This window comes from Deinococcus detaillensis (assembly GCF_007280555.1).
GTDB classification, from domain to species: domain Bacteria; phylum Deinococcota; class Deinococci; order Deinococcales; family Deinococcaceae; genus Deinococcus; species Deinococcus detaillensis.
Window position 1 is genome coordinate 302,235 of the sequence record NZ_VKDB01000002.1, and the last position, 12,785, is coordinate 315,019.

9 protein-coding genes are annotated in these 12,785 nt (G+C 63.6%); 4 read left to right on the top strand and 5 right to left on the bottom strand.

All coding sequences use genetic code 11. The features are described 5' to 3' along the window. The first annotated feature begins 27 nt into the window (after nt 1-27). Nucleotides 28-1,860, top strand: coding sequence for an efflux RND transporter periplasmic adaptor subunit (locus FNU79_RS19025; protein ID WP_185974592.1), 1,833 nt, complete (start codon nt 28-30; stop codon nt 1,858-1,860). Between the two features lie 153 nt (nt 1,861-2,013). Here FNU79_RS19025 and hutH read toward each other — a convergent pair whose 3' ends face one another. From hutH to hutU, 4 genes are all read right to left on the bottom strand, one after another. Next, nucleotides 2,014-3,498, bottom strand: coding sequence for a histidine ammonia-lyase (gene hutH / locus FNU79_RS03805; protein ID WP_143719567.1), 1,485 nt, complete (start codon nt 3,496-3,498; stop codon nt 2,014-2,016). Continuing rightward, entirely contained in the window at nt 3,495-4,700 is a 1,206-nt protein-coding gene (gene hutI, locus FNU79_RS03810; protein ID WP_143719568.1) for an imidazolonepropionase, read from the bottom strand. The genes hutH and hutI overlap by 4 nt, the downstream gene beginning before the upstream one ends. Continuing rightward, nucleotides 4,693-5,601 carry an arginase family protein gene (locus tag FNU79_RS03815; protein ID WP_143719569.1) on the bottom strand — a complete coding sequence of 303 codons (909 nt, stop codon included), beginning with the start codon at nt 5,599-5,601 and terminating at the stop codon, nt 4,693-4,695. Before FNU79_RS03815 ends, hutI begins: the two co-directional genes overlap by 8 nt. Nucleotides 5,602-5,677: 76 nt before the next feature. After that, nucleotides 5,678-7,348 carry a urocanate hydratase gene (hutU, locus tag FNU79_RS03820; protein ID WP_143719570.1) on the bottom strand — a complete coding sequence of 557 codons (1,671 nt, stop codon included), beginning with the start codon at nt 7,346-7,348 and terminating at the stop codon, nt 5,678-5,680. Between the two features lie 73 nt (nt 7,349-7,421). On the opposite strand from hutU, the gene FNU79_RS03825 reads away from it, so the two are divergent. After that, nucleotides 7,422-8,132 (top strand): IclR family transcriptional regulator, encoded by a 711-nt coding sequence (locus tag FNU79_RS03825; protein ID WP_143719571.1) that lies wholly within the window; start codon nt 7,422-7,424, stop codon nt 8,130-8,132. A 25-nt stretch (nt 8,133-8,157) separates the two neighbouring features. Here the strand turns inward: FNU79_RS03825 and FNU79_RS03830 are convergent, their stop codons facing one another. After that, on the bottom strand, nt 8,158-8,643 hold the full coding sequence (locus FNU79_RS03830) for a universal stress protein (protein WP_143719572.1): 486 nt from the start codon (nt 8,641-8,643) through the stop codon (nt 8,158-8,160). Nucleotides 8,644-9,021: 378 nt separating this feature from the next. On the opposite strand from FNU79_RS03830, the gene FNU79_RS03835 reads away from it, so the two are divergent. Beyond that, nucleotides 9,022-11,757, top strand: coding sequence for a GAF domain-containing sensor histidine kinase (locus FNU79_RS03835; protein WP_143719573.1), 2,736 nt, complete (start codon nt 9,022-9,024; stop codon nt 11,755-11,757). Then, on the top strand, nt 11,754-12,761 hold the full coding sequence (locus FNU79_RS03840; protein WP_185974593.1) for a serine hydrolase domain-containing protein: 1,008 nt from the start codon (nt 11,754-11,756) through the stop codon (nt 12,759-12,761). Before FNU79_RS03835 ends, FNU79_RS03840 begins: the two co-directional genes overlap by 4 nt. The last annotated feature ends 24 nt before the right edge of the window (nt 12,762-12,785 follow it).

Consider the following 12,785-nt stretch of genomic DNA (forward strand, 5'->3'; position numbering starts at 1 on the left):
GCGCACTTTCTGAGAGGAAACCACACCATGACAGCCGCACAAACACCCGAAGGCAATAAACCCGATTTGAAAAAACCTGATCTTCTAGCGCCCGTTCCGCAAGCCAAAAAAACGCCGCCCGCTCGCCGCGCTTTGGGACTGACCGTCGGCCTGCTGGTGGCGCTCGGCGCGGGGGGCATCGTCTGGTGGTACGCCTACAACGGCTCGCAGCACGTCAGCACCGACAACGCCCGCGTGGCCGCCAATACCGCCAACATCGTGCCGGAAATTCCGGGCCGGGTGCTCCAGTGGAATGTCGCGGTGGGCACCAATGTCACGGCTGGGCAAGTCATCGGGCAAATTGATACCTCCACTGTGGCGCAGTCGAGCGCCGCCAACGCGGGGGCGCTCTCGCAAACCGCGCCGCTGACGGCCTCGCGCTCACTGATTCGCGCTCCGATCAGCGGGCAAGTCATTCAGTCCAGCGCTCTGGTGGGCCAACTGGTCGCCACCGGGCAGTCGCTGGCGGTCATCGCCGACGATTCCAGCGCTTACATTTCGGCCAATGTCAAAGAAGACCAGATCAGCAAAGTCAAACTGGGTCAGCCGGTGCATGTCACGCTGGACGCCTTGCCGGGACAGACCCTAAGCGGGCGGGTACAGCAGATCGGGCAGGCCACCGCCAGCACCTTTTCACTGCTGCCCAGCGGCGGGGCCGACAACGGTAACTTCACCAAAGTCGCGCAGGTGATTCCGGTGTCCATTTACCTGAGCACTGCCGACCGCTCCAAGCTGCTGCCGGGTTCGAGTGCCAGCGTCACCATCGACCTCACCGATCCGCCCAGCACGCCCACCAGCGTCAAAACCGTGACAGCTGCTCCCGCGCCGCTCAAGGTGCAACTCAACGTGGTCGGCACGCTGACGTCCGGCAATGACGTCACCATTGCCGCGCAGGTGGCGGGCAACGTCACCAAAGTCGGAGCGCAGGTCGGCGACAACGTCACCAAAGGTGAAGTGCTGGCCCGAATTGACGACAGCAATTTGCAGGCGCAGCTCGCCGGAGCGCAGGCGGCGCTCAGTCAGGTGCAAAACGGCGGCAACTCGGCGCAGGCCAACTTGCAACTGGCGGCCAGCACGCTTGACCGCGTTTCGGCAGTCTACAAACTCGGCGGGGTGTCCAGGCAGGACTTACAAAACGCTCAGACCCAGTACACCAACGCCCAGGTCGCGGCCCAGAACGCGGGCGGCGGCGCGGTGGAGGCCGCTCAGGCCAACGTGCAAAACCTTAAGCTGATGATCGGCAAAGCAGTCGTGGTAAGCCCGATCGACGGCGTGGTGTCGGCGCGGAACGTGGAAGTCGGCGAGGTGGCAGCTCCCGGCGTACCGTTAATGACCATCGTGCAAAACGACCCGCGCAAAATCGTGGCGACCATTCCGGCGGCTCAGGACAATCTGATCAAAGCAGGTCAGCCGATGCAGATCAAGTTCGACGCCTTCCCCAACCGCAGCTATCCGGCCAAGATCACGTCTATCAATCCCGCTTCGGTGGCGACCGGCGACTTTTACCCGATCGAAGCGAGGCTGGACGCGGCCAACGCCGAACTCAGAGCAGGGATGGTCGCCACCGGCACCATCAACGCCGATGTCAGCGCCGGTTCGCCCACCGTGCCGAGCAGCGCCGTTGCCCGTATCGGGGCGCAGAATTATGTCTACGTGGTCAAGGACGGAAAAGCGGTTCGCACGCCGATTCAGACTGGCCTCAGCGGCACGGCGAACGGCCAGGCTGAAGTGGCCGTGAACGGCGGCTTGCCCAGCGGAGCGCAGATTGTCACCAGCAACGTGAACGCCCTCTGGGACGGCGCTCCAGTCACAGGCAACTGAAGAGTTGGGCGCTAAGATTTAGAAAAAGCGGTGGCTCGGCGTTGCGTCGGGCTGCCGCTTTTTGATGAAATGACCCTATGTAGAGCGGGATTGTTACACCCTCCACTCTTCCCAGAAGGCGCGAGGGGTGAAAAGAACCCGCCTCACATCCGTTCAAGCCAACAATTCCCCTCGCCGCACTTTCCCTCGCAGAGCGTCCAACTCCGGCTTGTAGTAGCGGTCTTCGGCCAGAGTCGGCACCACTTGGCGGATCACTTCGTGAGCGGCTTGCACGCCCGCGCCCGCTGTGAGCGGCTGGAAGTCCAGCGCCTGAGCGGCGCAGAGCAGTTCAATGCTGATGACGGTAAACACGTTCTCCAGCACCTCACGCAGTTTGCGGCAAGCGTGTGCGCCCATGCTCACGTGGTCTTCCTGGTTGGCGCTGGTGGGAATGCTGTCCACGCTGGCCGGATGACACAGCACCTTATTCTCGCTGACCAACGCGGCGGCAGTGTACTGGGCGATCATAAGACCAGAGTTTAGGCCGCCGTGCGGGGTCAGGAAAGCAGGCAGACTGGAAAGCGCCGGATTGAGGAGCTGCTCACAGCGGCGCTCGGAAATGCTGCCGAGTTCGGCCAGCGCCACACACAGCGCGTCAGCAGTCAGGGCCAGCGGTTGCCCGTGAAAGTTACCACCGCTGATGACCTCATTCGTTTCGGGTAAAACCAGTGGGTTGTCAGTGACAGAGGCGAACTCAATCGCCAGCACCCGCTCGGCGTGCCGGATCACGTCCAGCGTGGCTCCGTGAACTTGCGGCACGGCCCGCAAACTGTAGGCGTCCTGCACCCGCCCGCAGTCGGCATGCGAGGGCGCGATGTCACTGCCCTGCAAGTGCAGCCGCAACTCGGCGGCAACTTCCAATGCGCCCGGATGGGGCCGCAGCCGCACGATGTCATCTCTGAACGGCTGGTGACTGCCGCGCATACCTTCCACCGTCATGGCGGCAGCGAGGTTGGCGCTGGTCAGCAGGGTTTGAGCGTCCAGCACGCTGAGGGCCAGCAAACTGCCCATCAGTTGCGTGCCATTGATCAGGGCCAGCCCTTCTTTGGCTTGGAGTTCCAGCGGCTTCAACTTCAGTTCGGCCAGCACTTCGGCAGCCGGACGGACTGCGCCGCCGTAGTCCAGTTCGCCCAGACCGATCAGCGCCAGCGCAAGGTGGGCCAGCGGCGCGAGGTCGCCCGACGCGCCCACCGAACCCTGCGCGGGGATGACCGGCAGCGCGTCGGCATTGAGCAGGGAAAGCAGCAACTCCACGACTTCTTCGCGCACACCGGAATGACCCAACGAAAGCGACTGGGCGCGGAGCAGCAGCATCCCGCGCACCACTTCACGTGGCAGCGGCGCACCCATTCCGATGGCGTGTGAGACGATCAGATTGTGCTGGAGCTGGCCGAGCTGGGCGCGGTCAATACCGATGGTGGCAAACTTGCCAAAGCCGGTGTTGACGCCGTAGACCGCCGCTGAGCCGTCCACGATCTTTTCAATGACCGCCCGCGCCGTTCGGATGCGCTGACGGGCGGCGGGAGAGAGTTCCACAGCTTCAAATTCACGCACCACGCGCTGAAAATCGCTGAGGGTCAGGGTTTGGTCTAAAATCATAATAATCTGCCTTTGATCCAGCTTGATTGAATGGGATTTGCGCCCAGCGTGTAGGGAAGGTCGCGCCAATCGGCGGAGCGCAGCGCCAAAAAGTCGGCCCGCTGGCCCACGCTCAAGGCTCCCCGGTCACTCAGGCCCAGTGCAGCGGCGGCATTGACGGTGGCGGCAGTGAGGGCTTCGGCGGGGGTCAGGCGGTTGAGGCGCACCCCAAAAGCCAAGGCGAGTTGCGCCGAAAAAATGGGAGCGCTACCCGGATTGAGGTCGGTGCCAAGCGCCACGCACGCCCCCGCGTCGATCAGCGCACGGGCAGGGGCAGCAGGCAAGCCCAGATGCAGCGTCACAGCGGGCAGGACGGTGGCGACGGTTGGACTGGCGGCCAGCGCCGCAATCTGCGACTCTCCGCTGGCTTCCAGATGATCCACACTCAGCGCTCCCATCTGGCAAGCCAGTTCAGTGCCGCCAATAGCGTGAAACTGGTCGGCGTGCAGTTTGAACTTAAGACCGTACAAGCGGGCCGCTTCCAGCATGGCGCGGGTCTCTGGAACGCTGAAGGCTTCCGTTTCGCAAAACACGTCCACCGCTTCGGCCAATTGTTCATGGGCCAAGCGGGGAATGAGAATGTGACAGACCTCCTGAACATACTCGGCACGGTTTTCTTCGGGTGGAACGTGAAGCAGCAGCGTCGGGCGCAAGTCGGCAGACGTTCTGGCTTGAAGCACCCTGACGGCTTCCAGCATTCGCAGTTCGGTTTCAAAGTCGAGGCCATAGCCACTTTTAATTTCGATGGTCGCCGCGCCTGATGCCGTAAGTGCTTGCAAGCGTGGCAAGGCCAATGTCACCAATTCTTCCAAACTGGCCTGCCGGGTGGCCCGCATAGTGCTGCGAATGCCGCCGCCCCGCGCCAGAATGGTTTCGTAGGGAACGCCTTCCACGCGGGCCTCGAAGTCGCTGAGGCGGTCTCCGGCCCAGACAGCGTGGGTATGAGGGTCAATCAGCGCCGGGGTAACGGCCACGCCGCCGAGGTCGTGCGTCTGCTGAGACTTGGGGGCGTCTTTTTCGCGGCCTATCCACACAATCAGGCCGTCACGGACCAGCAGGGCCGCGTCTTGAAGAATGTTCAGCTCGCGCATGGCCGCGCCGCGCTGGGGGCCAGCTTTCGGGGTAACGAGCTGGGCGATGTTGGTGAACAGAACTTCAGTCATCCAGCGCCCCGCACAGCGTTTCCATGATCAGCCGGGCCGCGATCAGCTCGCTGCGTCCGCTGGAGTCGAGGTTGGGAGCGAGTTCCACCACGTCTAGACCGACCAAAGTGTTGCGGGCAGTCACGGCGCGGATGAGACGCATGGCGAGCGCGTAACTCAAGCCGTCCGGTTCGGGGCTGCTGGTGCCGGGCAGTACGGCGGGGTCGAGACCGTCCACATCCACACTCAGGTAAACAGACTTCCCAGCGGGCAGAGCGTTCAGCACGGCACTGAGGTTGCTTTCCAGCTCGGTCATGGTGACCAGAGTGTGGCCGCGCTGACGGGCCGCCGCTACCGCTTCAGGATCGAATCTCAAGCCGCGTAGCCCCAGCGTGGTGATGTGCTTAAGGTTGGGCAACTGTTCGCAGGCGCGGCGAAACGGACTGGAATTGCTGAATTTGGTGTCGTTACGAATGTCAGTGAAGTCAAGGTGGGCGTCCAGTTGAACGACGTGCAGATCGGGAACGTCGTCGTAGGCGCACAGAAGCGGGAAGGTGACGCTGTGATCTCCGCCCAGAAAAACCGGCAAGCGGCAGCGCTTCCGCACGGCGCGGGCGGCCTCGGTGGTGCGGGAGCGCATCAGTTCGGGTTCCAGGCTGGGCAGCACCACATCTCCGGCGTCCACGAAGCTCACGCCTTCCAAGCGGATGCGGCCATCCAAACCCGTGAAGGGCGGCACATAGCGCAAGCTCGCTTCACGAATGGCACGCGGCGCAAAGCGTGCGCCGGGGCGAAAGCCGAGCGCGATGTCGTAGGGCACGCCCAGCACGGCCACGTCGGCTTGCCAGTCGGCTTCAGGGGCGTGATGCGGAGCGCGGGCGAAGGTGGAGATTCCGGCGAAGGGGAGGTGGCTAGGAGTCATGTTTTGGTTTCACAATTCCCTTGAGAAGCTGGAACACCGATTAACACACTACAGACCACTGTTAAAGCCTGCTGTCTCATGCCCGTTCCTCAATCCCCAGGCTCGGCAAATCCAGCCCGCGTTCCCGCGCCACGTCCTGCGCCAGCGTGTAGCCGGCGTCGGCATGGCGGATGACACCCATCGCCGGATCGTTGGTCAGGCAGCGCGACAGCCTCCAGGCGGCTTCCTCACTGCCGTCGGCCACCGCCACCAGGCCCGAATGCTGGCTGTAGCCCATGCCCACGCCGCCGCCGTGGTGAAAGCTCATCCAGCCCGCGCCCGACGCCACGCCCACCGCGAAGTTGAGCAGCGGCCAGTCGGAGACCGCGTCGGAGCCGTCGAGCATCGCCTCGGTTTCGCGGTAAGGACTGGCTACACTTCCGGCGTCGAGATGATCGCGGCCAATCACAATGGGAGCCGAGAGTCGCCCATCAGCGACCATTTCGTTGAAGAGTTTGGCGGCCTTATCGCGCTCACGGTAACCCAGCCAGCAGATGCGAGCGGGCAAACCCTGAAAGGCAATCTCTTTGGCGGCGTAGGTCAGCCAGGATTGCAGACGCTGATCGTCAGGAAACAGCTCCAGCAAGGCTTGATCAGTGGCGTAGATATCTTGCGGGTCGCCGCTGAGAGCCACCCACCGGAACGGCCCGCGCCCCTCGCAAAAGCTGTCGCGGATGAAGGCGGGCACGAAACCGGGGTAGTCAAACGCATTGGCGACGCCAGCAATGCGGGCCTGTTCGCGCAGATTATTGCCGTAGTCAAAGGCCACCGCCCCGCGCTTCTGAAGTTCCAGCATGGCCCGCACATGCTCAGCCATGCCTGCTCTAGCACGTTCCAGGTACGCTTCCGGCTGGTTACGGCGCAACTCGCCCAGGTCTTCGTCGGCCTGTGCGGGTGGCAGATACCCCCACATCGGGTCGTGGGCGCTGGTCTGATCGGTCACCAGATCGGGTGTGAACCCCCGGCGCACCAGTTCCGGCAGCACCTCGGAAGCGTTGCCGAGCAGGCCGATGCTGAGCGCTTTGCCTTCCCGCTTGGCCTCCTCGGCCAGCTTGAGGGCAGCGTCCAGATCGGGGGCCACCGTGTCTAAGTAGCGGGTATCCAGGCGCTTTTGAATGCGGGTCGGGTCCACTTCAATGTTGATGCTGACTCCGCCCGCCAGCTTGACCGCCAGCGGCTGCGCTCCGCCCATGCCGCCGAGGCCCGCCGTCACGGTGATGGTGTGCTTGAGGCTGCCGCCGAAGTGTTTGTTGGCCGCACTCGCAAAGGTTTCGTAGGTGCCCTGCAAGATGCCCTGCGTGCCGATGTAAATCCAGCTTCCAGCAGTCATCTGGCCGTACATCATCAGCCCAGCCTGATCGAGCTTATCGAAGGTTTCCCAGTTGGCCCAGTGCGGCACCAAATTAGAATTGGCGATCAGCACGCGCGGCGCGAGGGCGTGGGTGGTCAGCACCGCCACCGGCTTGCCCGACTGCACCAGCAAGGTCTGGTCGTTTTCTAGGCGGTCGAGCACTTCCACGATTTTGTGAAAGCTGGGCCAGTCGCGGGCCGCTTTGCCGCGCCCGCCGTAAACGATCAGGTCTTCAGGGTGCTCGGCCACTTCGGGATCGAGGTTGTTCATCAGCATGCGCTTGGCGGCTTCCTGAATCCAGCCTTTGGCGGTGCGGTTTGGCCCACGCGGAGCGCGAATCTGGGTTGAAGTGGTCATGGCTCAGTCTGGGCTGATGGTGAGGCAGGCTCAAGAGGAGTGTCCAGCCATGCGGGACAGCTAGACTTTAAGGATGCAGACCCTGACCAAAGCCGGAACCGTTTTGCGGGCCTTCAGCGCCGCGCGGCCGCAGTGGGGTGTGCGGGCACTGGCCGCCGAGTTGTGCTGGCCCCGCGCCACCGTTCAGGCGTACCTGTCGGGCCTGCACGACGCCGGATTCGTGCGGCGCGTTTCCGGCGGCCAGTACCGCCTGAGCTGGCAACTCGCCGAGTTCGGCGCTCAGCTCAGCGCGGCACTGCCCTGGTTCGGGCCAGCCAGAAGCGCCCTCGCCAGCTTGGCCGCCGCCACCCAGTCGCTCGGCTTCATCTGCGTGCTGGAAGGATCGCAAGTCATCTGCATCAACCGCGCTTTGGGCGACGCCAGCGCCGATCACCGCCAAGTTCAGACCGACGTGACCTTGCCGGCCAACGCCACCGCCGCCGGGAAAGTGCTCTACGCTTTTGCTCCGTTGCCCGCACCAGATTTTGAGCGCTTCACCGCCAGCACCATTACCACGCCCGACGAGTGGGCGGGCGAACTCCAAAAGGTAAGATTGGACGGCTCCGCGCTGGCCATCGAGGAGTGGGTGGCAGGTCACTGCGCCGTCAGCGTGCCGCTTTGGTGGGAGGGCGAAGTGGTGGCCGCCTTCGGCATTCAGCTTCCAACGGCGCGTTTTCTGGCGCGTGAGCGGGCGCTACTGGCAAAGGTTCAGACAGCGGCGCTTGAGTTTGGTGAGCCGGATTAGAACACGGCAAGCCTGTAACTCTCGACTAATGGGTAATCAGCACGTCCACCAGCGCGGCGCGGCTTACGCTCAGTCCCACACTGCCCGCCAAGTTGGCGCTCAGGGCAGTGGTGTGCCGCCTGCCCAGCACAATAAGGTCAGCTCCCGTTTCGGCGGCCATATCCAAAATCACGTCGGCGGCTCTGGCAGCGCTGCGAAGGTGAGGATGAACGGTCAAACCGGCTTGTTCGGCGCGGGCCACCACCGCCTTCAGATGGGCCTCACGAACGTCGTGGAGGCTCTGGGCAATCTGCTCTTCCATTTCGCCGCTGCCCGGAATACCGGCGGCCATACTGGCCATCACGCCGCGCTGAGTGGGCACCACCACGACCACGTCCAGCACCGCTCCAAACTGCTGGGCCAAACCAATGGCCCGTTCCACTGCTTTTTGAGAGTGGGCCGCGCCGCCCGTCGCCACCAGAATCCGGTGATAGCTCTGGGACGTGGCCTGATCTGAGTCATTGTTTGGCATGCTATGAGCTTAGAGCATCTTTTTGAAAACGGCGCACCATCGCCAGAGATTTTAACGTGGTGCCGACAGCGGGAAGCGCCGCTGCATGTCTTTAGGTCTGGGCGCGGAGCGCGGCAATCCGGATTCTTAGAAAACGCTTTCTATCTGGTGCGTCCAGACGGGTACGTGGGACTGGCCGCAGCAGAATTAGAGTGGCAGGTGGCGGAAGAGTACGCGGAGCGCTGGCTGCCAGCGGCGGCTGAAACTCAAAAGGCCAGAGAGAGGGTGATGGGACTGGTTTAGAGCAGTCGTCCCGCTTCCGCCAATCGGTCAACCAAGAGCTTTTCTTTGACCATTGCTCTAACAAAACAAGTCAGGCCAGCACGCTATTCTTAAAGCATGTCCGATTCGGCCCCGCCCGCGCTCCGCGCTGATACCTTGCTTGAGCGCTTGTGGGAACTGAGCCAAGCCCTGAGTGCCGCCGCCGATTTTGCACAGGTCTACACGTTGACGCTCAGCGCCCTCCAAGCCGACTTGGGAGCGACTTCAGCAGCCATCGTCTTGAATGAACTGCGCGGATCAGGCGTGCGGGTGGTGGCCCAGCAGGGCGCGGCGCTCTCTGCCGATCTGCTGCGTCCAGAAGCCAATGATGAGTCAGACGAAGGCGTGATTGTGCGCTTGCAGGGCCGCGCGACATCCGGCCATCTGGCGTTTGAAGTTCTCAAAGCGCTGAGCCACTCCGAGCAGCACTTTGTCGGCAGCTTGGCCGCGCAAATCACCGCCGCCCTAGAACGGTTGGAGGAGCAAGACAAAAACGCCGCGCCTTCGCAGACCGAGCCACTGCTTCCAGCTCAAACCGGCACCGAACAAAGCCTTTCCGGGGCGGCCCACCAAGCAGCAGCCAGCCAAGCCGAAGCGCTCGAAGCTTTTGTCCGCTTCACCGAAGTTTCGGCGCAGAGCAGGGAAGTGCCGGTGCTGGCGCAAAAGGCCATCGAAGTTTTGCAGAGTACGCTGGGCGGCGTCAGCGCGGCCTATTACCAGCCCGAAGAAGACCGCTGGCAGATGAACGTCTGGTCAGATGATCTGCCCCCCGAAGCGGTGGCGCGGCTGCGCTCAGGGCGCTACGACGCGCCGAGTTTCCGGCAAGCCCTCGCACTCGGCGAGCCACTGTTCGTGGACGGCTGGGATCCCCGCGACGACGGAATGGAGCCGTCTCAGGCCTACCGAGCGGTGGCAATTTATCCGTTTTTTCAGGATGGAGAAGCCTGCGGGGCGCTGACCGCCGCCAGCCGCGCCACCGCCGTTTGGACAACCCGTGAGCGCACCGTTTTTCGGGCAGTGGGCCGCAGTTTCGGGCTGGCCCTGGAGCGGGCCGAACACCGCCGCGCTCTAGAGGAGCGCACCGAGGCGCTCGACGCCTTCGTGCGCTTTTCCGAGGCCAGCAGCCAGACCAACGACCTCGCCGCCCTCTCCGAGCAGGCCTTCAGCGTTCTGGACACTTTCTTTCCGAATTTCAGCGGCACCCTGCACGAGCGCTCGAATGAACACTGGGAACTCCGCGCGCTCACGCCCAACCTCAGCAGCGATCTGACGCAGCGGGTGGTGTTGGGTCTGCCACTGGGCACGCCGCTGTTTACGCAGGCGCTGGAAAGCAGCGAAGCGCATTTCGTGGACGACTGGCACGACTCGGTGCCGGGCAGCGGCGAACCGTTCCGCACCACCGGCGTCTACCCGGTGCAGATCGGCGGTCAGGTGCGGGCGTTCCTGAGCGTCTGGCTCAGAAACCGCGTTCAGTGGCATGAACGGGACCGGGCCATCGTGCGGGCGGTGGGGCGCAGCCTGAATCTGGCGCTTGAACGTGCCGACGCCGACGCCGAGCTGCGGATGCAGGGCGCTGAACTCGCCGCCCGCACCAAAGCGCTCGAAGCTTTCTCGGCGCTGACCCGCGATTTGACTTTGCAGGCCGAGGAGCTGAGTCTGGTGCGGCGGGCGCAGGAAGTGGCGCTGTCGATGTTGCCGCCGGGAGCCGCCCTTTACTATCAGCCCGAGGGAGAGTTGTGGCGGGCTAAGTCGCAGGTGGGCAGCCTGAACGCTCCGGCTTTGCAGGCGGCCATCGACGCGGGCCTGCCTTACGAGACGACCCTGAACCTGCTGACTCCCTGGACGACCCGGCAGCCGTATTTCCAGGCCCAGTATGACCGAGACACCGACAACCTTCAGGCGCTGACCGGCCAGATAGGAGCCACCGCCGCTCTGCCTGTTTTGGTCGCCGGGCAGCCGGTGGGTGTTTTTGTGGTGGCACTGTTTGGTCAGCAGCTCTGGAGTGCCGCCGAACGCGCCATTCTGGAAGCGGTGGTGGGCAGTCTGGGGCTGGCCAAAGAAGGCGCAAGGAGCGTGCTGGCGCTGCGTGAGCGCTCCGGCGAGTTGGAGCGCAGCAACCACGAGTTAGAGCAGTTCGCCTACGTCGCCAGCCATGACCTCCAAGAGCCGCTGCGCACCGTCACCAGCTTCGCGCAGCTTTTGGTGGGCAAATACCGGGGCCAGCTCGACCCCAAAGCCGACGTGTACCTGAGCATGATCACCGAGGGCACGGGCCGCATGAGCCGCCTGCTGCAAGATCTGCTGGCTTTTTCGAGGGTGTCCACCAGCGCCCAGCCGATGAAGGCGGTGGCGCTCAGCAGTGTACTGGAAGCAGTCGGCGATGATCTACAAAACCAAATTCAGCGCAGTCAGGCCACGCTCGAAGTCGGCCCGCTGCCCAGCGTGCAGGGCGACGCGACTCAGCTGCGCCAAGTCTTTCAAAATCTGGTCGGCAACGCCATCAAATTCAGCGCTCCTGACCGGCTGCCTGCAGTGAGCGTGACCGCCCAGCCAGACGGCCCGCATTGGCGCTTTGCCATCAGCGACAACGGCATCGGCATCGCTCCCGCTTTCTTCGAGCGTATTTTCACCATTTTTCAGCGCCTGCACAGCCGCGAGGAGTATGAAGGCAGCGGCATCGGGCTGGCGATTGCCCGCAAAATCGTGGAGCGGCACGGCGGTCAGATGTGGCTGGAATCCGAGGAGGGCCGGGGCAGCACCTTCTTTTTTACCCTGCCAGACGCCGCCAAGACGGTGACAGAGGTGCAAGGGTGAACTTCGATAAGGCTTTTGGGCTCCTAGACGCCAGCTCTATTCCCGCCATCGCCGCCAGTATCGTCACGGCTGAGGGGGAGCAGGTTGAGCACCAGCGCGGCGTCGCCAACCGCCTGACCGGCGAGGCGCTGACCCCCCAGCATCAGTTCGACCTCGCCAGCTTGACCAAAGTGCTGGTGACGCTGCCGGAAGTGCTGGCCCTGATCAGCGAAGGAAAACTGAGCCTGACGACAACGGTGGGCGAGGTGCTGCCGGAAGCGGGCTGGATGCAGGAAGGCGGCCTCAAAACCCAGATGATCGCAGCGCTGCTCAGCCACACGGCGGGCCTCAGGGCGTGGGCACCGCTGTACCTTTATCCGGCAGACCGCAGCACCTTGATTCAGCGGGTGCTACAGGAGCGCCAGTTCTGGACGGGCGAGGCGGGGCCGCTCTATTCGGATTTTGGGTTCATGGTGCTGGGCGCGGTGGCCGAACGGTTGCGTGGGCAGCCTTTAGATGAGCTGGCGGCCAAGCGCAGCGGCCTGACATTTAATCCGGCTGGCCCTGCTGTCGCCACCGAAACCGATCCCTGGCGCGGGCAAACCTTGCAGGGCGTGGTTCACGACGAAAATGCTTACGCCATGCAGGGCGTCAGCGGCCACGCCGGAGCGTTTGGAACGCTGGGCGCGGTGACGGATTTGGCGCGACGGTACTTGAACGAAACTTTGTTGCCGCCGCAAATCTTGCGCCTCGCCCGGCAGGAGTTCGCCGCCAACGCCGAGGTGCGGCGCGGGTTGGGCTGGCAACTCAGCACGCCGGACAGTTTCGGCGGAAACCTTGCCAGCCCTGAAGGCTACGGTCACACCGGTTTTACCGGAATGAGCGTCTGGATCGAGCCGCAGCGCGGATACGCCATCACGCTGCTGACCAACCGCGTTCACCCGGCGCGGCACGGCACGGCGGGCGAGATCGTGAAGCTGCGGCGCGAGTTTCACGACGCGGTGCATTCGGCTTTGTCGAAATAACCGAACACGGGCTGAGCGGCCTCC

Excerpts from the sequence above, each read along its gene's own strand:
- FNU79_RS19025 (WP_185974592.1), top strand. The coding sequence starts at position 28 with ATGACAGCCGCACAAACACCCGAAGGCAATAAACCCGATTTGAAAAAA.
- hutH (WP_143719567.1), bottom strand. The coding sequence starts at position 3,498 with ATGATTTTAGACCAAACCCTGACCCTCAGCGATTTTCAGCGCGTGGTG.
- hutI (WP_143719568.1), bottom strand. The coding sequence starts at position 4,700 with ATGACTGAAGTTCTGTTCACCAACATCGCCCAGCTCGTTACCCCGAAA.
- FNU79_RS03815 (WP_143719569.1), bottom strand. The coding sequence starts at position 5,601 with ATGACTCCTAGCCACCTCCCCTTCGCCGGAATCTCCACCTTCGCCCGC.
- hutU (WP_143719570.1), bottom strand. The coding sequence starts at position 7,348 with ATGACCACTTCAACCCAGATTCGCGCTCCGCGTGGGCCAAACCGCACC.
- FNU79_RS03825 (WP_143719571.1), top strand. The coding sequence starts at position 7,422 with ATGCAGACCCTGACCAAAGCCGGAACCGTTTTGCGGGCCTTCAGCGCC.
- FNU79_RS03830 (WP_143719572.1), bottom strand. The coding sequence starts at position 8,643 with ATGCCAAACAATGACTCAGATCAGGCCACGTCCCAGAGCTATCACCGG.
- FNU79_RS03835 (WP_143719573.1), top strand. The coding sequence starts at position 9,022 with ATGTCCGATTCGGCCCCGCCCGCGCTCCGCGCTGATACCTTGCTTGAG.